A 23,461-nucleotide genomic window follows, 5' to 3' on the forward strand; every position below is an offset into this window, starting at 1 on the left:
GTCATTTCCTCCGGTCGGTCATTTCCAGGGCTCTGATCAGGTGGAGGCCGCCCGGACCGTTGGTCAGGGCGACCCAGCCGGTTCCGGAGTGCAGGCCGCACAGCGTCAGGCCGCGGTACCCGACGGCTTCACCGCCGTGGCCGAAGTACACCTCGCCGCCCGTGCTGTCGATCACCGTGCCGAGTCCGTAGGCGCTGGCCCGGTGGGGTGTCAGCATCTCCTCGGCGCGGTGGGCGGAGAGCGGTGCGAGCGGCCTGCCCAGCCGGGAGCCGCGTACGGCGAGGGCCAGTCGTGCCATGTCGACGGCGGTGCTCCACAGGCCGGCGGCCGCCATGTCGGGACGCAGCAGCCAGCCGTCCGCGAGCGGCGCCCCCTCCTCGGTGTGCCCGAGGGCCACGGGCCGCCCGGAGGTCTGCGGGTGGCGCTGGTCGAAGCTGCTGTCGCGCATGCCCAGCGGGTCCAGGACGAGCGTCCGCATGAGTTCGGGGAACGGTTCCCCGGTGACGTCGGTGAGCACTTGCTGTACGACGGAGAAGTTGGCGTTGGCCTTGCGGAATACGCTGCCCGGCGGCAGTTCTCGGGTGACCGGCGGGTTGGTCGCCGGCGGCCGTCCCTGCAGCAGGTCGAGCAAGGTGGCGGCGGGCTCCTGACTGCGTGGGAAGCCCTTGCTCTGGAGCAAGGAAAGCCCGGACAGGTGGCCCAGCAAGTGCCGCAGGGTCACGGGGGGTTCGCCGGAGCTGCCGGGGACCCGCCAGCCCGTCAGGTACTCGTTGACGTCCGCGTCGAGGTCAAGCGCGCCTTCGTCGGCCATACGCAGCACGGCGAACGAGGTGACGTGCTTACTCATGGAACCCACCGGGAAGAGCGTGTCGGGCCTGACGGCGTCCGAGCCCTCTGCGGTGAGTGCGCCGAAGGTCTCCACGGCCACCAGCTCCCCGCCGCGCAGCACGGCGACCGCGGCACCGGGCACATGGCCGCGTGCCAGCGCCTCTGCCGCCCCGGGCACCAGCTCGCTCGGCGGCGCCACGACGGGCGGGTGCGCAGGCTGCGGGGTCGAGGCGTCCAAGGCCGCCGCCAGCTCCCCCAGCGTCGGGTGCTGGTAGAGGAGGAACAGCGAGAGCGGCAGCCCGGCCTGGTGGGCCATGGCGACGGCGTGGATGACCAGGATCGAGTGGCCGCCCAGCTCGAAGAAGTTGTCGTCGAGGGAGATGCGCTCCCGGCCAAGGACCGTGGACCAGATGTCGGCCAGGGCCCGTGCGGTGGGCTCCACGGGGGCGAGGTACTCGCGCCCCATGTCCTGGAGCTGCTGGTCCGGGTCCGGCAGGGCGGTCCGGTCGATCTTGCCGTTGGGGTTGAGCGGCAGCCGCTCCAGCGGGACGAATGCCGAGGGCACCATGTACTCGGGCAGGTGCGCCGTGCAGTGCGCGCGCAGTTCGGTCTCGGTCGGCGCCGCCGCCTCGTCCGCCTGCTCCGGTACGACGTAGGCCACCAACCGGCGTTCGCCGGGGGCGGGTTCGTCGACGAGGACGAACGCCTCACCGACCGCCTCGTGCGCGGTGAGCGCGGCACGGACCTCCGCCGGTTCGACGCGGTAGCCGCGGATCTTGACCTGGTCGTCCATGCGCCCCAGGAAATCGATGGCGCCGTCGGCCAGCATGCGCACCCGGTCGCCTGTGCGATACATGCGGCTCCCGGGCACGCCGAACGGATCGGGCAGGAATCGCTCGGCCGTCAGTCCGGGGCGGTCCACATAGCCACGGGCGACGCCGGCACCGCCGACGCAGAGCTCTCCCGGCACGCCGACCGGGACGCGCTCGCCCCATGCGTCCAGGACGTACATGCGCACGTCCGGGAGGGCGTGGCCGATGGGCACCACCTCCGCCGGCGCGCAGTCGCCCAGGGTGAAGGTGCAGGCCCCGACGGTCGTCTCCGTCGGCCCGTACTCGTTGACCAGCTCCACATGGGGGGCGAGCTTCCGCCAGGAGTCGACCACCCGGCGGGTCAGGGCCTCACCTGCCACGACCACGACCGATGCGAGCGAGTTCGCCTGTTCCGCCGTCAACTGGGCGGTGAGCAGCTCCAGATGGGCGGGGGTGAGCTTCACGAAGCTGAAGGGCGCCGCGTCGGCGAGGTGGCTCCCCAGCTCGTCAAGGGGCAGCGTGCCGGGGAACACCGTCACCGGCTGCCCGGCCACCAGCGGGGCCCACAGGTTGGGAACGACCAGGTCGAAGGCGACCGACGAGAACAGCGGCGCGCCTCCGGTGCCCCGGGCCGCCAGCTCGTCCACGGCCCAGCGGACGTGGTTGAGCAGGCCGCGGTGGGTGACCTGCACGCCCTTGGGCCGGCCCGTCGAACCTGATGTGTAGATCACGTACGCCGTACGGTCCAGGTCGCGGACCCGGTCCTTGACGACGGCCGGCGCGGGGGCCGGATCCCGGACGTCGTCGTCGGCGATGACGACGCCGTCGCCGAAGTCGTCGGGCAGCCGCTCGCGCAGGGCGTCGTCCGTGACCACGACCGAGACGCCCGCATCGCGCAGTGTGTCGATGACGCGCGGCCGGGGGGACGAGGGGTCGATGGGCAGGTATGCGGCGCCGGCCTTCCACACCGCGAGCAGGGAGACCACGAGTTGCGTGCCCCGCTCGAGGAGGACGCCGACGACCGATTCCTCGGCAGGGCGCTCCGCGATGCCGAGGGAACGCAGCCGACGGGCCAGCCGCTCCGCTCCGGCATCGAGTTCGGCGTACGACAGAACGCGGGCACCGTCGATCACGGCGGTCGCCTGCGGAGTGCGCGCGGCCTGCTCCTCGATCAGGGAGCACAGGTCTTGCGGGGGCAGCGGTTCGTCCCTCGGCCGGCGAGCTCTGTCGACCAGGACACGGTCGGCGGCCGGCAGCAAGGTCGCGAGGGCGTCCCCGTCCGGATCATCGGCCATCGAGACGAGGACGGCTCGGAAGACCTCTGCCATCCGTTCCATGTTCTCGCGACTGACCGCCTGGGTGTTGGTCCGCAGACTGAGGAAGCCGTCGCCGGTGGCGACCGAGAACGGGAACTCGTTCGTACTGAATCCATAGCTCGCGGACTGATCGGCCATGCTGCCGTCGAACCGGTCGAAGTCCTGATAGCTGAAGTAGACGTCGATCAGCCGCCGCCCGTCCCCCAGTTCACGTTGGATGGCCGGCATCGGATAGTGCCGGTGCGGCCAGGCTGCCGTCTCGCGGGCGAAGACCCGCAGGACCAGTTCACGCCAGGTCGGCGCGTTCAGGTCAGCGGGGAACGGCAGGGTGTTGAGGTGCATGCCGTGTACGCGTTCCGCCCCGGCAACCTCCGGACGGACATGGGTGGTGAGGCCGACGAAGAACGACGAATCGCCGCTGAAGGCGCCCATGGCCTTGAGGAACGCGGCCAGCATCACGCTCTTCAGGGGCACTTCGGCGCCGGAGGCGAAGGCGCGCAGCCGGGCGTCGAGGTCGCGCAGGGGAACCCGAACGCTGTACGACTCGTGCGGCACGTCGCTCGCGCTGCCCCAGCCGGGCGGGAGCTCGTACTTCGCGCGGCCGGTGACCACCTCGCGCCAGAACTCACGGTCCTCCTCGGAGTCCAGGGCTCGCAGCTCGGCGGCCACGACGTCCGCGAATCGTGTGGGTGCCTGCTCGTACGGCTCTGGTGTCGTGCTGTCCCGGTGCGCCCGGTAGAGCGTCATCAGTTCGGCCATCAGCACGTGGGAGCTCCAGCCCTCCAGGATGACGTGCGACTGGCTGATCGTGAACTGCCAGCTGCCGTCGCGGCAGAGGTGGACCGCGATCCGCATCATCGGCGCGCTGTCGTGCGAGCACGGCGTGGCACTCTCCGCCCGCACGAAATCTTGCAGGGCCCGCTCCTCCTCCCGAGCGTCCAGCGGTCCCAGGTCCACCACGCCGATGGGCAGAGCGGCTGTCGCGTGCACCCGCTGGATCGGGACCGGGTGGCCTTCCAGGTCGACGGAGGTGCGCAGAGCCTCGTGCCGCGCGACCAGGGCGCCGACGGCTTGTACCAGGGCGTCGGCCGAGAACGGGTGACCGTCCCGGATGCGCACGGAGTTGACCAGGTGGTAGTTCCGGCCGCCGCTGGCGAGCGACTCGACCAGCATGCCGGTCTGGTTCTGGGTGAGGGGGTAGGCGTCGACGACGTCGTCGGGCAGCTCGGCCCGGATCTCGTCGTCCACCAGCTCGAACGGCTGGACGGGACGGTAGGCCCGGTCGCCGAGGGGGCCACGGTCGTAGGCCAGTTCGGTCAGTGCGGCCACGGTGCGATGCAGGAAGATCTCCTGCACACCCACGTCGATGCCCTGGGCGCGCAGGGCGCCGACCAGGGCGACCACCCGGATGGAGTCGCCGCCCAGGTCGAAGAACGAGTCCAGCACCCCGACCCGCTCCCGGCCGAGCACCTCACGCCACACCCCGGCGATGCGCTCCTCCGCTGCCGTGCGCGGCGCCACGAACACCGCCCGCGCGAAGGCCTCCTCGTCCGGCGCGGGAAGCGCCCGCTTGTCCGGCTTTCCGTTCGCAGTCAACGGCATTGCTTCCAGCGCCACCACGGCCGACGGAATCATGTACTCAGGCAGTTCTCGGCCCAACTCGGCCCGGATCGCGGCCACATCCACGGTGGCACCGGCCCGGGGCACCACGTACCCCACCAGAATCGGGTCCCCGGACGCGCCCTCGCATGTGACCACGACGGCCTCGCCCACCCCGTCCTGACCGGCCAGCGCGACCTCGACCTCACCGAGTTCGACCCGGAACGACCGGATCTTGACCTGATCGTCGACCCGGCCGCGGAATTCGAGGTTGCCGTCCGGCAGCACACGCGCCAGGTCACCGGTCCGGTAGAGCCGCGCACCCGGGGCCCCGTACGGGTCCGGCACGAACCGATCCGCCGTCAGGTCCGCCCGGCCCGCATAACCCCGCGCCAGACACTCACCACCGACACACACCTCACCGGTGACACCCACCGGCACCAGCCGCATCTCCGCGTCGAGCACATACATGCTGGTCCCCGGGATCGGCCGGCCGATGGGCAAAATCTCGCCCTCGAACGGCTCGGAGGCATGGAAGACGCTGTTGCCGACCGTGATCTCGGTGGGCCCGTACTCATTGATCACCCGCGCTCCGCCGAAGAGCGTGCTTCCCCGCTCCGCGCCGGCCCGGGACAGTGCGTCACCCCCGAGGATCAGGGTCGACGCCAGCGGAACTGTGTCCTGCGCCGCGTCCGCCAGTTGGAGCTGGAGCAGGTCCAGATGGGCGGGCGTGAGCTTGATGAAGTCGTACGGGCCCTGAGCCCTCAGGAGATCCCCCAGCTGCGCCAGATCGGCATCAGCGGGCAACACATGCAAGGGCCCGCCGGAGAGCAAGGGGACGAACAGCGTCGTGACGACCAGGTCGAAGGCGACCGACGAGAACAGCGGCGCCCCACCACTGGCGTCACCGACGTAGCCGGCCGCAGCCCAGTCCAGGTAGTTGGCCAGCCCCCGGTGAGTGATCTGCACCCCCTTGGGACGACCGGTGGAACCAGAGGTGTACATCACGTAGGCAAGCAGATCGAGGTCCGTGACGCGGGGCGGGGCAGCAGCCGGGAGCGCATCCATGCTCTCCGACTCCTGGTCAAGAAGCAGGCACGGCCCGTCCACGGCATCGGAGACCGACCCCACATGCGCACTGTCAGTGACCAAGACACTCACCCGAGCATCGCCCAGCGCGTACCGGGTGCGCTCACCCGGAGCCTGCGGGTCCACCGGGACATAGGCGCCACCGGCCTTCCAGACACCCAGCAGCACCGCCGGCACATCAGCACACCGATCGAGCAGCACACCGACGACCGACTCACAGCCCACACCCAGCTCACGCAGCCGATGCGCGATCCGGTTCGCCCGCGCATCGAGCTCGGCATAAGAGACGAGCTGCGCACCGTGGACCACGGCCGTGGCCTGCGGAGTACGGCGAACCTGCTCCTCGAAGCGATCCAGCACCAGGCGGAGCGGGGCCTCGACGGGTTCCCCCTGACCGGTGTCCACCAGCCACGACCGCTCCCCCGGAGGCAGGAAGACCGCTCCCGTGTCCCCGTCGAGGTCGGCGGCCATGGCCTCAAGCACCCCGCGATACATCGCACCCAACCGCTCGGCATCGGCTCGGGTCATGACCCGGGTGTTCGTGGTGAGCGCCAACTGCCTTGATCCCAGGGCGTGTACGGACAGCCGGAACTCTGTCGGGTCGCTGGTCGCCGCCTGGGTGATGACTCCGGAGTCGACCTGGTGGAAGTCGGTGTAGCTGAACAGGACGTCGATCAGCCGCTCGCCGTCACCGCCGGCATCTCGCTGGACCTGCGGCATCGGATAGTGCCGGTGCTCCCACGCCTCCACCTCCCGCGCGAACACCTGACGCACCAGCTCACGCCACGTACGCGCCGAGCGATCCACCGGGAACGGCATGGTGTTCAGGAACATCCCGTACACACGCTCCGCCCCCACCACCTCCGGCCGGCAGTGCCCCACAAGCCCGGTGAAGAACTCCTCCTCCTGCGACAACTGCGCCAGCACCTTCACATGCGCCGCCAACAACACACTCTTGACCGGAACATCCTCGGCCGCCGCCAACGCCAGCAGTTCCTCCCGGATGTCCTCCAGGTCCACCGGCACACGCAGCGACTCCACCGGCCCCGATCCGCCGAAGCCGGACGGCACCACGAACCGCCCGCGCCCAGCGACCACACCGGACCAGAACTCCCGGTCCTCCGCCGACTCAAGGGCCTGCAACTCCGCCGCCACCGCATCCGCGAAGCGCACCGGCGGAGCCTCGTACTCCCCGAGCCCGTCACCATCACGCAGAAGCCGATAGCACCCCACGACCTCCATCAGGAGCGCGTGGTAACTCCAGCCTTCGAGAATCGCGTGGTGCTGCGTCAACGTGCAGATCCAGCCGTCCGCGGCCCCCGCATGGGCAAACACCCTCAACAACGAACCGGCGCCCGCCAGATCGAAGGCGTTCGCCCGCTCGGCCTCGACGAACGACAGCACCTCCGCCCGCACCGCCTCCTCACCCAGACCACTGACATCACGCCACCCACACGGAACCTCGACACCCTCACGCACCAACTGCAACGGCACCGCGAAATCCGTCAGACTCACCGACGAACGCAGCACCTCATGCCGCGCCACGACCACACGCACAGCCTCATCGAAGACACCGAAGTCGAAAGGCCGCTCATCACGCACATGAAAGGCCATCACGTTGTGGTAGCTGCCACGCCCGTCCCCGGCCAGCGACTCGACCAGCATGCCGGTCTGAGTCTGAGTCAGGGGATAGGCGTCCACGACATCGCTCGGCAGCTGGGCGCGGGTCTTCTCGTCGATCAACTCGAACGGCGCGACGGAACGGTAGGTGCGGTCGGCGAGCGGGGCACGGTCGCCGGCAAGTTCGGCAAGGCCCGCCACTGTGCGTTGAGCCAGGACATCGCGTACGCGGATGTCGACGCCGTGCGACCTCAGGGCACCGACCAGCGTGACGGCACGGATCGAGTCGCCGCCGAGGTCGAAGAACGAGTCCTGCACGCCGACCCGCTCCACGCCCAGGACGTCACGCCACACCCCGGCGATCCGCTCTTCCAGGGGAGTGCGTGGGGCGATGAACACGGCCCGCGCGAACGCCTCCTCGTCCGGCGCCGGCAACGCCCGCTTGTCGAGCTTGCCGTTCGGGGTCAACGGCAGAGCGTCGAGGACCACCAGCGCCGACGGGACCATGTAGTCCGGCAGCACACTCCCCACCCCGGCCCGGATCGCCGCCACATCCACCGTGGCACCGGCCTGCGGCACGACATACCCCACCAGGGTCTGGTTCTCCCGGGCGACCACGACTGCCTCGCGCACGCTTTCCTGCCGGGCCAGCGCGACCTCGATCTCGCCCGGCTCGACCCTGAACCCCCGGATCTTCACCTGGTCGTCGATCCGGCCCAGGAACTCCAATCTCCCGTCCGGACGTCGTACCGCCAGATCCCCGGTGCGGTACAACCGTCCGCCCGGACCGCCGAACGGGTCCGGCACGAACCGTTCCGCTGTCAGCTCCGGCCGGTTCAGATAGCCCCGGGCCACAGCCGGACCCGCGACATGCATCTCACCCGGGACACCCATCGGAACGAGATTTCCGGACGGGTCAAGGAGGTGAATGCTGAGGTCGTTGAGCGGGCGTCCGATCGGATTGCCCGAACCGGGCTCGAGGTCACGCCTGACGATGCGGTGGTAGGTGACATAGACCGTGGTCTCCGTCGGCCCGAACATGTTCACCAGAGCCGTGCGCCCGAGGCCCAAACGCTCGACCCACGGGGCGAGTTCAGGTATCTCCAGCTTCTCCCCGGCGAACACCACAGCCCGCAGGGACAGTTGCCGTATCCGTCTGTCCCCCGCGGCCGCTGCCGCTGTCAGGGACCGGAACGCGGACGGCGTCTGGCACAGCACCGTCACCTCACGCTCCACCAGCAGATCGAGGAAGTCCTCCGGCGAACGCGCCACCTCGCGCTCGATCACGACCACGCTGCCGCCGAAGAGCAGAGCTCCCCACATCTCGAAGACCGAGACGTCGAACGCGAAGGAGTGGAACAGCGCGAAGACGTCCGACTCGTCGAACGCGAAGTGCTCGTACGTCGTCTCCAGCAACCGCATCACATTCGAGTGCGGCACGACGACGCCCTTGGGGCGCCCGGTCGATCCCGACGTGTAGATCACGTACGCCGCATTCGACGCCTCCGACACCGGGACCAGGTCCCCGGCCGGCGCCTGCGCGATCGTGTCCGCGTCCGCGCCGTCAAGGACGACGACCCGGCCCGCGAAGTCCACCGTCCCGGCGAGCTCGGCGGTGGTCACCAGGACCGACGCACCCGAGTCCGCCAGCATGAACCGCAGCCGCTCCACGGGGTTCGCCGGGTCCAGCGGCACATAGCCACCGCCCGCCTTCATCACGCCCAGCAGGGACGGCAGCAGATCCGCCCCCCGTTCCAGGCAGACGCCCACGAGCGACTCCGCGCCCACGCCCGCGTTCCGCAGCACCTGCGCAAGACGGTTCGCCCGCTCGTTCAGCTGCCCGTACGACAACTCCACCCCACCTGCGACCACCGCCACCGCCTCCGGCGAGGACCGCACGCGCTCTTCGAACAGCCCGTGCACAGAACCCGAAGCCGCCACACCGGAACCCACGACACTTCCTCCCATGATGGTTTCGCGCTCCTCAGCAGGTAGACGGGTGGTGCGTGCGTCTCCGTCGGGGTCGGTGGCCATGGCCTCAAGGACCACGCCGTACATCGCCGCCAGACGTTCGGCGTTGGCCCGGGTCATGACCCGGGTGTTCGTGCTGAGGGACAGGTGGTCGGAACCTCGGGCGTGCACACCCAGGCCGAACTCGTTGGGCCCCTCGCTGACGACGGTGCTCACGGGTCCGGGTTCGGCGCCCTGCTGGAAGTCGATGTAATTGAAGAGGACATCGATCAGACGCGCACCGTCACGACCGGCATCACGCTGGATCTGCGGCATCGGATAGTGCCGGTGCGGCCACGCCTCCACCTCCCGCGCGAACACCTGACGCACCAGCTCACGCCACGTACGCGCCGAGCGATCCACCAGGAACGGCATGGTGTTCAGGAACATCCCGTACACCCGCTCCGCCCCCACCACCTCCGGCCGGCAGTGCCCCACAAGCCCGGTGAAGAACTCCTCCTCCTGCGACAACTGCGCCAGCACCTTCACATGCGCCGCCAACAACACGCTCTTGACCGGCACATCCTCGGCCGCCGCCAACGCCAGCAGTTCCTCCCGGACGCCTTCCAGCTCCACCCGCACACGCACCGGCTCCACCGGCCGTGCCGGTTCAGCCATGCCCGACTCACCGAAGCCGGACGGCACCACGAACCGCCCGCGCCCAGCGACCACACCGGACCAGAACTCCCGGTCCTCCGCCGACTCAAGTGCCTGCAACTCCGCCGCCACCGCATCCGCGAAGCGCACCGGCGGAGCCTCATACGCATCCGGACCCGTGTCATCGCGCAAGCGCCGGTAGCACTCCACGATCTCCATCGACAGGGCGTAGAAGCTCCAGCCTTCGAGAATCGCGTGGTGCTGCGTCAACGTGCAGATCCAGCCGTCCGCGGCCCCCGCATGGGCAAACACCCTCAACAACGAACCGGCACCCGCCAGATCGAATGCGTTCGCCCGCTCGGCCTCGACGAACGACAGCACCTCCGCCCGCACCGCCTCCTCACCCAGACCACTGACATCACGCCACCCGCACGGAACCTCGACACCCTCACGCACCAACTGCAACGGCACCGCAAAGTCCGTCAGACTCACCGACGAACGCAGCACCTCATGCCGCGCCACGACCACACGCACAGCCTCTTCGAAGACACCGAAGTCGAAGGGCCGCTCATCACGTACGTGGAAGGCCTCGACATTGTGGTAACTCCCGCGCCCGTCACCGGCCAACGATTCGACCAGCATGCCGGTCTGGTTCTGGGTGAGGGGGTAGGCGTCGACGACGTCGTCGGGCAGCTGGGCGCGTGTCTCGGCGTCGACCAGCTCGAACGGCGCGGTGAAGCGCTGCTCGGAGGAGGTCAACTCACCACGGTCTCCCACCAGTTCGGCCAGGGCTGCCACTGTGCGGCACAGGAAGATCTCCTGGACACCGATGTTGATGCCTTGGGCGCGCAGGGCGCCGACGAGGGAGACCGCGCGGATGGAGTCGCCGCCGAGGTCGAAGAAAGAGTCCTGCACGCCGACCCGTTCCACGCCCAGGACGTCACGCCAGACCTCCGCGATCCGCTCCTCCGCGGGTGTCCGCGGTGCCACGAACTCGGCTTGGGCGAAGGCGTCTTCGTCCGGTGCGGGCAGTGCCCGCTTGTCCGGCTTCCCGTTCACGGTCAGCGGCATCGCGTCAAGCGCCACCACGGCGGACGGCACCATGTACTCCGGCAGCAGTCGGCCAAGGCCGGCCCGCACCGCCGCCACGTCCACGGTGCCACCCGGCTCCGGCACCACATATCCCACCAGGGACCGGTCACCCGAAGCGGCCTCTCGAGTGACGACGACTGCCTCGCGTACGCCGTCCTGTCCGGCCAGCGCGACCTCGATGTCGCCGAGTTCGACCCGGAACCCGCGGATCTTCACCTGATCGTCGACCCGGCCCCGGAATTCGAGATTGCCGTCCGGGAGAACCCGAGCCAGGTCGCCGGTCCGGTAGAGCCGCGCACCCGGGGCCCCGTACGGGTCCGGCACGAACTTGTCCGCCGTCAGGTCCGCCCGGCCCGCATAACCCCGCGCCAGACACTCACCACCGACACACACCTCACCGGTGACACCCACCGGCACCAACCGCATCTCCCCGTCCAGCACATACATGCTCGTCCCGGGAATCGGCCGACCGATGGGCAGAATCTCCCCCTCGAACGGCTCCGACGCAGGGAAGAAACTATTACCGACCGTAATCTCCGTCGGCCCGTACTCATTGATCACCCGCGCCCCACCGAACAACCCACTCCACCGCGACGCACTCTCCCGCGACAGCGCATCACCACCAGGAATCAACGTCCTGGCCAGCGGAACCACACCCTCACCCGCGTCCTGCCCCGCGTCCGCCAACTGGGGCAGCAACAGATCCAGATGACTCGGCGTGAGCTTGATGAAGTCATAAGGCCCCTGAGCCCTCAGGAGCTCACCCAGCTCGGAGAGGTCCGCATCCGCAGGCAGAATGTGCAACGGCCGACCCGTGATCAACGGCGCATACAGCGTCGTCACCACCACATCAAAAGCAACCGACGAGAACAGCGGCGCCCCACCACCCCCCTCCGACAGATAACCCGCCACAGACCAGTCCAGATAGTTGGCCAGACCCCGCTGCGTCGTCTGCACACCCTTGGGACGCCCCGTGGAACCCGACGTATAGATCACATACGCCAACTGATCCAGATCAGTGACCCGCGCCGGAACCGTCCCCGGCAACGCATCGATCCCCTCCGACTCACGGTCCAGCAGCAGACACGGCGCAGCAACCGCACCAGCAACCGACTCCACGAGCGCACTGTCGGTGACCAGAACACTCACCGCGGCATCACTCAACGCATACCGAGTCCGCTCATCGGGCGCCTTCGGATCCACCGGCACATAAGCCCCACCCGCCTTCCACACACCCAGCAACACGGCCGGCAAATCCGTGCAACGGTCCAACAGCACACCCACAGCCGACTCAGCACCCACCCCCAACTCCCGCAACCGATGCGCGATCCGGTTCGCCCGGACATCAAGAGCCGCATACGACACGACATCCCCACCATGAACAACCGCCGCCGCATCAGGCGTACGACCAACCTGCTCCTCGAAACGGTCCAGAACCGAACGCAGCGGAACCTGCGCCGATTCCCCCTGCCCCGCATCCAGCAGCCACGCCCCCTCCCCCGCAGGCAGGAACACCGCCCCCGCATCCCCATCGAAGTCAGCAGCCATCGCCGCAAGCACACCCCGGTACATCGCCACCAGACGCTCACCATTGGCACGACTGAGGACACGCGTCGTGGTCTTCAGGCTGATGCCGTGGGCCATGGCGATGACGTTCAGGTCGAACTCGGTGGCTCCGCCGCCGGCGCTCATGCCGACGTCGATCAACGATCGGTCGACGACGTGGTAGTTCTGGTAGTTGAACACCACGTTGACCAGCCGTTGACCCGAACTCACCGCACGCGTGATCTCCGGCAGCGGGAACCGACGGTGCGCCCACAGGTCGACTTCCTGCTCGTGGACGCGTTCAACCAGCTCACGCCACGTACCGCCGATCGGCCGATCGGCGGGGAAGGGCACGGTGTTGAGGAACATGCCGTAGACGCGGTCCGCGCCCAGGGCCTCCGGCCGCACGTCGCACACCAGGCCCGCGTGGAAGTGCCGTGCCTCGGTGAGCCCGCTCATCACCTTGAGATGAGCGGCGAGAAGCACGGCCTTGACGGAGGCCTTCGCCTGCGAGGCCAGTGCGCGCAGCGGCTTCTCCAGGTCGTCGAGCGGGACGCGGAGAGTGAGGTCCTGTTCGAGTTCGTCGTCCGCTCCCCAACCGGCCGGCAGGGTGAGGGGAGTCCGGTCCTCGACGAGCGCGGTCCAGTAGGCCCGGTCCTCCGGCAGGGCGAGGGAGGCGAGCTCCCCGGCGACGGTGTCGGCGAAGCGCACGGCCGGGGCCTCATGGGCGGCGGGGGACGTACCCTCGGCCAACTGTCCGTAGATGTTGAGGAGTTCCATCAGGAAGACGTGGTGCCCCCAGCCTTCGGTGATGGCGTGGAACTGGGTGAAGGCGAGGCGCCAGCCGTCCTCCTCCAGCAGGACGGTCACCCGCAGGAGCGGGGCGACGGCCAGGTCGAAGACGTCGGTGCGTTCGGTCTCGAAGAAGTCGTTCAGGCTTTGGCGGTGCTCCTCGTCGCTCAGCCCGCGCAGGTCGCGTACCGCGAGCGGGATCCGCACGTCGGCGTGGACCAGCTGTATCGGCACGGAGTACGAGGTCAGGTCGAAGGAGGTGCGCAGCACGTCCTGGCGGCTCGCGACGACGCGGAGGGCTTCGCGCAGGGCGGCCTCGTCGAAGGGCCGGTCGTCGGGGACCCGGTGCAAGGCGCAACTGTGGTAGCGGTTGCGGCCCTTGTCGGTGAGCATCTCGACGACCATGCCGGTCTGGATCTGGGACAGCGGATAGGCGTCGACGACGCCGTCCGGCAACTGACCGCGTGTCTCGGCGTCGATCAGCTCGAACGGCGCGACGGATCGCTGGGCTTCCTCGCTCAACTCACCGCGTGGAGCCACGAGTTCTGCCAGCGCTTCCACGGTGCGCTGCGCGAATACGTCCCGCACCGCGACGTCGATGCCTTGGGCGCGCAGGGCGCCGACGAGGGAGACCGCGCGGATGGAGTCGCCGCCGAGGTCGAAGAAGGAGTCCTGCACGCCGACCCGTTCCACGCCCAGGACGTCACGCCAGACCTCCGCGATCCGCTCCTCCGTGGATGTACGCGGTGCCACGAACTCCGCTTGGGCGAAGGCGTCTTCGTCCGGTGCGGGCAGTGCCCGCTTGTCCGGCTTCCCGTTCACGGTCAGCGGCATCGCGTCCAGGACCACGATGGCCGACGGCACCATGTACTCCGGCAGGACCCGCCCCAGCCTGGCCCGTACTTCCGCCACATCCACCGTGACACCGGCCTGCGGCACGACGTAACCCACCAGGGTCTGGTTCTCGCGGGCGACCATGACTGCCTCGCGTACGCCGTCCTGTCCGGCCAGCGCGACCTCGATGTCGCCGAGTTCGACCCGGAACCCGCGGATCTTCACCTGATCGTCGACCCGGCCCCGGAACTCAAGGTTGCCATCCGGCAACACACGCGCCAGATCCCCCGTCCGGTACAGCCTGGCGCCGGGCTCCCCGAAGGGATCGGGCACAAACTTGTCCGCTGTCAGGTCCGCCCGGCCCGCATACCCCCGCGCCAGACACTCACCACCGACACACACCTCACCGGTGACACCCACCGGCACCAACCGCATCTCCCCGTCCAGCACATACATGCTCGTCCCGGGAATCGGCCGACCGATGGGCAAAATCTCCCCCTCGAACGGCTCCGACGCAGGGAAGAAACTATTACCGACCGTAATCTCCGTCGGCCCGTACTCATTGATCACCCGTGCCCCACCGAACAACCCACTCCACCGCGACGCACTCTCCCGCGACAGCGCATCACCACCAGGAATCAACGTCCTGGCCAGCGGAACAACACCCTCACCCGCGTCCGCCAACTGGGGCAGCAGCAGGTCCAGATGACTCGGCGTGAGCTTGATGAAGTCATACGGACCCTGAGCCCTCAGGAGCTCACCCAGCTCGGAGAGGTCCGCATCCGCAGGCAGAATGTGCAACGGCCGCCCCGTGATCAACGGCGCATACAGCGTCGTCACCACCACATCAAAAGCAACCGACGAGAACAGCGGCGCCCCACCACCCCCCTCCGACAGATAACCCGCCACAGACCAGTCCAGATAGTTGGCCAGACCCCGCTGCGTCGTCTGCACACCCTTGGGGCGGCCTGTGGAACCGGACGTATAGATCACATACGCCAACTGGTCCAGGTCGGTGACGCGTGACGGAGCCGTGGCCGGCAACGCGTCGATCCCCTCCGACTCACGGTCCAGCAGCAGACACGGCGCAGCAACCGCACCAGCAACCGACTCCACGAGCGCACTGTCGGTGACCAGAACACTCACCGCGGCATCACTCAACGCATACCGGGTCCGCTCATCGGGAGCCTTCGGATCCACCGGCACATAGGCGCCACCCGCCTTCCACACACCCAGCAACACGGCCGGCAAATCAGTGCAACGGTCCAACAGCACACCCACAGCCGACTCAGCACCCACCCCCAACTCCCGCAGCCGATGCGCGATCCGGTTCGCCCGGACATCAAGAGCCGCATACGACACGACATCCCCACCATGAACAACCGCCGCCGCATCAGGCGTACGACCAACCTGCTCCTCGAAACGGTCCAGAACCGAACGCAGCGGAACCTGCGCCGATTCCCCCTGCCCCGCATCCAGCAGCCACGCCCCCTCCCCCGCAGGCAGGAACACCGCCCCCGCATCCCCATCGAAGTCAGCAGCCATCGCCGCGAGCACACCCCGGTACATCGCCACCAGACGCTCACCATTGGCACGACTGAGGACATGGGTGTTGCTGCGCAGGGTGATCAGTCCGCCCAGGGCGCTGACGCTGAGGCCGAACTCGGTGGGGCTGTCGTTGAGGCCCGCGCCTTCCTCGGCGTCGACGCTGTCGAGCCGGTGGAAGTCGAGGTAGCTGAAGAAGATGTCCACCAGCCGCCCGGAGCCCAGCTCCCTGGGAATGGCAGGCATGGGAAAGTGCCGGTGGGACCAGGTCTCGATCTCCCGGTCGGAGACCTTGCGCACCAGCTCGCGCCAGGTTCCGGTCGGCCGCTCGGCGGGGAACGGCAGTGTGTTGAGGAACGTGCCGAGGATCTGGTCGGCTCCGGCGGCCTCGGGGCGGCTGTGGGTCACCAGGCCGGTGTGGAAGGCCTGTTCGTCGGTGAGCTGGCTCATCACCTTCACGTGCGCGGCGACGATCACGCTCTTGAGTGAGACCCGCGCCGCGGCTGCGGCCTCGCGCAGCGCCCCGTCCAGGTCCCGGTAGTCGACCACCGCGTGGACGACCTCGGCGGGCGCGGACAGGTCGCCGTGCCACGTGGCCGGTACGGCAGTCCTGGCGTGGTCCGCGACGACGTCGCGCCAGTACGCGCGGTCCTCGTCGGAGGCGAGAGCCGCGCGCTCGGCGGCCACGGAGTCGGCGAGCCTGACGAGCGGCGCAGCTTGCGGCACGGGGTCCGTGCCGTCCCGCAGGGCTCGATAGGTCTGCACGATGTCCTTGAGGAGCAGCTGGTTGCTCCAGCCGTCCAGGATCGCGTGGCTCTGGGTGAACGCGCAGTACCAGGTGGCGTCGTCCACGACGTGCGCGGCGACCCGCAGCAGGGGGAAGGCGACCCGGAGGTCGAAGGGGTCCATGCGTTCCGCAGTGACGTACGCCTTCAGGGCCTCGTCCCGCGCCTGCTCGTCCAGGTCCCTGAGGTCCTTGCTGACGCAGCTGACTTCGGCGTCGGCGTGCACGAGCTGCATCGGCTCGGAGAAGCCGTTCAGGTGGACGGATGTGCGCAGCACGTCGTGGCGGGCGGTGACGGCCTGCACCGCCTGTCGGAACAGGGAGAAGACGAAGGTCCGGTCGTCGTGCACCCGGTAGACGTTGACGTTGTGGTAGTTGTTCTGGCCGCCGTCGACCAGGGTCTCCACGAGCATGCCGGTCTGGTTCTGGGACAGCGGGTAGGCGTCGACGACGCTCTCCGGCAGGCGCGCCCTGTCCTCGGCGGAGATCATCGCGAAGGGCGCCACTCCGGCCGTGCGGCCGGCTTCCAACTCCCCGCGTCCGCTGATGAGTTCGCAGACGCCTGCGATGGTGCGCCGGTCGAAGACGTCCCGTACGGCGATGTCGAAGCCGTCGGCACGGAGCTTGCCGACCAGGGCGACGGCACGGATCGAGTCGCCGCCGACCTCGAAGAAGTCGTCCTCGACGCCGGCGGCGGCGGACGGCAGGGCATCGCGCCACACCGCGGCCACCCGTTCCTCCAAGGGGGTGCGCGGGGCGATGTGGCGCACCTGCGCGAAGGCGTCCGTGCCGGGTGCGGGCAGGGCGGGGACGTCGAGCTTCCCGTTGGCGTTGAGCGGCATGGTGTCCACGTCCACGAAGGCGTACGGCACCATGTAGTCGGGAAGCGTGCGGGACAGGGCGGCACGGAGTGTGCCGGGCTCGGGGGTGCCGTCGCCGGCGGGCACGAGGTAGGCGACGAGCTGCCGCTCCCCGGGGGTGTCCTCGCGCAGCAGGACGCGGGCCTCGTCGACCTCCGGGAGCTGGGTGAGGGCGGCCTCGATCTCGCCGAGTTCGACTCGGTAGCCGCGGATCTTCACCTGGCCGTCGGTGCGTCCGATGAAGTCCACGACGCCGCCCGGCAGCACCCGTACCAGGTCGCCGGTCCGGTAGAGCCTGGCGCCGGGCTCCCCGAAGGGATCGGGCACGAACTTGTCGGCGGTCAGCTCGGGCCGGCCCGCGTAGCCGCGGGCGACGCCGGTGCCTCCGACGTACAGCTCGCCCGGGACACCGACCGGGACGGGCTCGCAGTACGGGTCGAGCACGTGCATCCGTACGTTCGGCAGCGGGCTGCCGATCGGCACCACGTCGGTGTGCAGGGGGCCTTCGACCGGGTGGACGCAGGTGCCCACGGAGGCTTCCGTCGGGCCGTACTCGTTGATCAGGGGGGTGTCGGGGGCCAGGTCGCGCCACCCCTGGACCACACGTCGGGTGAGCGCCTCTCCGGCGACGACGAGGACGGACGTGAGGCCGGCGGCCTGCTCGGCGGTGAGCTGCTGGTTCAGGATGTCGAGGTGGGCCGGGGTGAGCTTGATGAAGCTGTAGGGGCCGGCCGCGGCGACGTGCCGGCCGAGCTCGCCCAGGTCCAGGTCGTGCGGGAGCAGGTGCACGGTCTGTCCGACGACGAGCGGTACCCAGAGGTTGGGAACGACCAGGTCGAAGGCGATCGACGAGAACAGCGGCGCGCCGCCGGTGCCACGGGCGGCGAGTTCGCCCACGGCCCACTCGACGTGGTTGGCCAGGCCGCCGTGGGTCACCAGGACGCCCTTGGACAGACCGGTGGAACCGGACGTGTAGATCATGTAGGCGAGGGTGTCCAGGATGTCGGGACCGGCCGGTGTCCCCGGCCGCTCCGCCGGGCACGCGTCGACGAGGTGCCGGTCGCGGTCCACCAGCACGGTCGGCCGGTCGGACACCGCGGAGACGCGCTCGGCATGCGTCTCCTGGGTGACGGTCACCACGGCCCGCGCGTCGGCGAGCATGTGCCCGATCCGCTCGTCCGGGAAGACCGCGTCGAGCGGCAGGTAGGCGCCACCGGCCTTCCAGACACCCAGCAGTACGGCGAGGAGTTCGGGCCCGCGGTCCAGGAGCACGGCGACGACGGACTCGGGGCCGACGCCCAGCGAGCGCAGATGGTGTGCGTACCGGTTGGCGCGCGCGTCGAGTTCCGCGTAACTGATGGTGGTGCCGTCGACGGACACGGCCGTGGCGTCGGGGGTCGCGTCGGCCTGTGTCTCGAACGCCTCGCGGACCGTACGTCCGGGCAGCGGACCGGGGTTGGTCGCCCAGGCGCCGGTCAGCGCGTGGCGCTCGCCCGCGGGCAGGTAGGTGGCTCGGGCGTCGCCGTCGGCCTCGTGCGCCATCGCCGCGAGGACGGCACGGTACATGCCCGCGATGCGCTCGGCGTTGGCCCGGCTGAGCGTCCATGAGTCGGCGGTCAGGTACACGTGCTGGTTGCGCGAGGAGACGGTCAGCGGGAACTCGGTGGGGCTGTCGTCGAATCCGACGGTGCCGTCGACCAGGTCGACGTCGACCTGACGGAAGTCCTGGTAGTTGAAGAAGATGTCGATGAGTCGCTGCGTACCACCGGAGTCACGCTGGATGGCGGGCAGCGGGTACCGGCGGTGCGACCACGTCTCCACCTCGCGGGCGAAGACCTGGCGGACCAGGTCCAGCCAGGTGCCTGCCGTGCGGTCCGCGGGGAACGGCAGGGTGTTGAGGTACATGCCGTGCACCCGGTCAGCGCCGAGGACCTCGGGGCGGACGTCGTAGACCAGGCCGGTGTGGAAGGTCTCCGCGTCGGTCAGCTGACTCATGACCTTCACGTGGGCCGACATCATGACGCTCTTCAGGGACGCTCCGGCGCGGGACGCGAGCGCGCGCAGGCCGTCCTCTAGGTCGCCCCAGCCGATGCCCACCTGATGCTTCGTCCGGGGCCCGGTCGGCTCGTCGCCCCAGCCGGTCGGCAGGGACACCTTCTCGCCGCCGCCCACCACGCCCCGCCAGTAGGCGGGGTCCTCCTCGGAGGCCAGGGAGGCGAGTTCGGCCGCGACAGTATCCGCGAAGCGCACGTCGGGGAGGTCGTAGGGGTCGAGTTCCGTGCCGTCGGCGTACTGCCGATAGCAGGTCAGGACCTCCATCAGGAGGGAGTGGTGGCTCCAGCCCTCCAGGATCGGGTGGCACTCGGTGACGGAGAGCCACCAGCCGCCGTCACCGGTGAGGTGGACGCCGAAGCGCATCAGTGAGGGGGTGCCGAGGTCGAAGGGCTTCGACCGTTCCTCGGCGATGTAGGCGCGCAGGGCCGCTTCCCGGCCCTCCGGCGCCAGGTCCGTCAAGTCGCCCATGGCGACCGGGAGCTCGGCGTCGGCGTGGACCATCTGGAGCGGTACGGGAAGGTCGGTGAGGTGGATGGAGGTGCGCAGCACCTCGTGCCGGGCGACGACCCGCTCGACCGCCGCGCGGAAGGCGTCCGGGAGGAAGGTCCTGGTGTCCCGGATCCGGAAGGAACTGACGTTGTGGTAGTTGTTCTGGCCCGTGTCGGCCAGCATCTCCACGACCATCCCGGCCTGGATCTGGGTGAGGGGGTAGGCGTCGACGACGTCGTCCGGCAGCAGGGCGCGCGTCTCGTCGTCGACCAGCTCGAACGGCGCGACGAAGCGCTGTGCGGCCGCATCCAACTCGCCGCGGTCACGCACGAGTTCGGCCAGGGCAGCGACCGTGCGCTGTGCGAACACGTCCCGCACCGCGACGTCGACGCCCTGGGCGCGCAGGTCGCCGACGAGGGCGACCGCGCGGATGGAGTCGCCGCCCAGGTCGAAGAACGAGTCCTGCACGCCGACCTTCTCCACGCCAAGGACGTCACGCCAGACCCCGGCGATCCGCTCCTCGGCCGGTGTGCGCGGCGCCACGAACTCCGCGTGCGCGAACGCGTCCTCGTCCGGCGCGGGCAGCTCCCGCTTGTCGAGCTTCCCGTTCACCGTCAAGGGCAGGGCGTCCAGCACCACGACCGCCGACGGGACCATGTACGCGGGCAGCAGACGGCCCAACCCGGCCCGCACCGCCGCCACATCTACCGTGACACCGGCCTGCGGCACCACGTACCCCACCAGAGACCGGTCCCCCGAAGCGCTCTCGCGGGTGACGACGACCGCCTCGCGTACGCCGTCCTGCCCGGCCAGCGCGACCTCGATCTCGCCCAGCTCGATCCGGAAACCCCGGATCTTCACCTGGTCGTCGATCCGGCCCAGGAAGTCCAGGCTCCCGTCCGAACGACGCACCGCGAGGTCCCCGCTGCGGTACAACCGGGCGCCGGTCCCGCCGAACGGATCGGGCACGAACCGCTCCGCCGTCAGCTCGGGCCGGTTCAGATACCCCCGGGCCACACCCGGGCCCGCGACGTGGATCTCCCCCGGCACACCCACCGGAACCAACCGGCCCGACCGGTCAAGGAGGTACACCCTCAGATCATCCAAGGGCCGCCCCACCGGGTTGCCGCCGGCAGGCTCCAGGTCAGCCTCCGCCACCCGGTGGTACGTCGTATGCACGGTCGTCTCGGTGATCCCGTACATGTTCACGAGGACCGGCCGGTCAAGACCCAACCGCTCGACCCACGGGGTGAGTTCGGGCATCTCCAGCTTCTCGCCGGCGAACACCACCGCGCGCAGGGAAAGCCTCTCGACCCGCTCGTCCCCCGCACCCGCGGCGACCACCAGCGACCGGAAGGCGGTCGGTGTCTGGCTCAGCACCGTCACCCCGCGCTCCACCAGCAGGTCGAGGAAGTCCTCCGGGGAACGGGTCACCTCACGCTCGACCACGACGATGCTGCCGCCGAAGAGCAGCGCTCCCCACATCTCGAAGACCGAGACGTCGAACGCGAAGGAATGGAACAGCGAGAAGACATCCGATGCGTCGAACGCGAAGTGTTCGTGTGCCGTCTCCACAAGACGCACCACGTTCGAGTGCGGGACCACCACGCCCTTCGGACGTCCGGTCGATCCCGACGTGTAGATCACGTACGCCGTGTTCGACGCCTCCGACACCGGCGCCGGATTCCCGGCCGGCGCCTGCGCGATCACCTCGGCGTCCGCGCCGTCCAGCACGACCACCCGGCCCGCGAACTCCACCGTCCGGTCGAGCTCGGCCGACGTCACCAGGACCGATGCCCCGGCGTCCGCCAGCACGAACCGCAACCGCTCCGCCGGGTTCACCGGATCCAACGGCACATAGCCACCGCCGGCCTTCAGCACACCCAGCAGCGACGGCACCAGGTCCGCTCCGCGCTCCAGGCAGACACCGACCAGCGACTCCGCGCCGACCCCGGCATCCCGCAGCACATGCGCGAGACGGTTCGCCCGCTCGTTCACTTCGCCGTACGACAGCTCCACGTCACCCGCGACGACCGCCACGGCCTCCGGCGTCTCCCGCACCCGCTCCTCGAACACCTCGTGCAACGGCCGACACGACGAACCCACCACCGGAGCCGGGCCCGCACCCAGCACGACGGCCAGCTCGTCGGTGTCGAGGAGGTCGAATGCGGTGACGGCGGCGTCGGGGGTGCGGGTCGCCTGGTCGAGGAGGCGTACGAAGTGGGAGGCCATGCGTCGCACGGTGGTCTCGTCGAAGAGTGCGGTGGCGTAGGTGAGCCGGGTCTCGTACGAGCCGTCGGCGTTCTCGCCGACCCGCAGTTCGAGATCGCACTTGGCGACGCTGCCGGACGCCCCGTAAGGCGTGACGTCCATCCCCGGCAGGGTGAAGCCCCCCTCGCGGTCGGACTCGTGGAAGGTGAAGGCGACCTGATAGAGGGGGGTGCGGGACAGGTCGCGCTCCGGCTGCAGTTCGGCCACGAGTTGGGCGAACGGCACCGCCTGATGGTCGTAGGCGTCGATCAGGGACTGTCGGCCCTTGTCGACGAGTTCACCGAAGGAGGTGGAGTCGTCCCAGGTGGCACGCATGGCGAGGGTATTGATGCAGTAGCCGAAGACATTCTGGAGCTCGGGGCGGGTGCGGCCGCTGGCGACGGTGCCCACGACGACGTCGTTGTCACCGGTGTAGCGCGAGACGAGCGCCTGAAGGGCCGTCAGGAACACCACGAAGGGCGTGGTGTCGTGCCGGGCCGCCAGGTCCCGGACGCGCGGCGCGACCTCGTCCGGCAGCGGGAACGTGACCTCGGCGCCGTCGTGCTCGCGCACTGCGGGCCGCGGCCTGTCGGCCGGCAGATCGAGGGGGCGGATGCCCACGAGCTGGTCCCGCCAGTAGCTCAGCTGGCGCTCCAGGGCCGCGCCCGACACCTCCTGGCGCTGCCATTGCGCGTAGTCGGCGTACTGCACCGCGAGCGGCGGCAGCGTGGCATCGGCTTCGTCGGTGAAGGCCGCGTAGAGGGCGCTGAGTTCGGTGGCGAACAGACGGTTGGACCACGCGTCGCAGGCAATGTGGTGGAAGACGACGGTGAGCAGGTGATCGTCCGAGGCGAGGCGCAGGAGCCGGGCGCGCACCGGCCAGTCGTGCTCCAGCTGGAAGGGCTCGTCCAGGTACCGCGCGACGAGGGCGGCGGCGTGCGCCTCCCGCTCGTCGGCGGGCAGGTCCGTGAGGTCCTGCGGCACCAGGGGGACGTCCACGGGCCCGTCGACGACCTGCACGGGCCGGCCGTCGGCCATGGCATAGCGGGTGCGCAGGATCTCGTGGCGGGCGAGGACGGCCCACCAGGCCCGCTGGAGGGCTTCGGTGTCCAGTCGGCCGCGCAGCCGGAAGGCGAGGGGGACCAGGTACTCGGTGCTGTTCGGGTCGAGGCGGTTCAGGAACCACATCTGCTGTTGCCCATGGGAGAGCACCAGGGGCCCGGTCCGGTCGGCGCGCCCGATCCCGGAACGCCGGCGGCCGCCGCGGCCGCTGAGTCGCCGACGGAGAAGCTCGTCACGGACGGCGTCAGAGCTGTGCTGCATGGAGTCCTCGGTACTCATGTG

The 23,461-nt window shown here is 69.5% G+C and carries 1 protein-coding gene; it reads right to left on the reverse strand.

Annotation, left to right across the window (positions count from 1 at the left end; genetic code table 11):
* Nucleotide 1 precedes the first annotated feature (1 nt).
* On the reverse strand, nt 2-23,458 hold the full coding sequence (locus tag M4V62_RS11900; RefSeq protein ID WP_249587233.1) for a non-ribosomal peptide synthase/polyketide synthase: 23,457 nt from the start codon (nt 23,456-23,458) through the stop codon (nt 2-4).
* Nucleotides 23,459-23,461 lie beyond the last annotated feature (3 nt).

Origin of the sequence: Streptomyces durmitorensis (assembly GCF_023498005.1) — a bacterium.
Lineage (GTDB): Bacteria > Actinomycetota > Actinomycetes > Streptomycetales > Streptomycetaceae > Streptomyces > Streptomyces durmitorensis.

Coding starts and splice junctions, on each gene's coding strand:
- M4V62_RS11900 (WP_249587233.1), bottom strand. CDS start 23,458: ATGAGTACCGAGGACTCCATGCAGCACAGCTCTGACGCCGTCCGTGAC.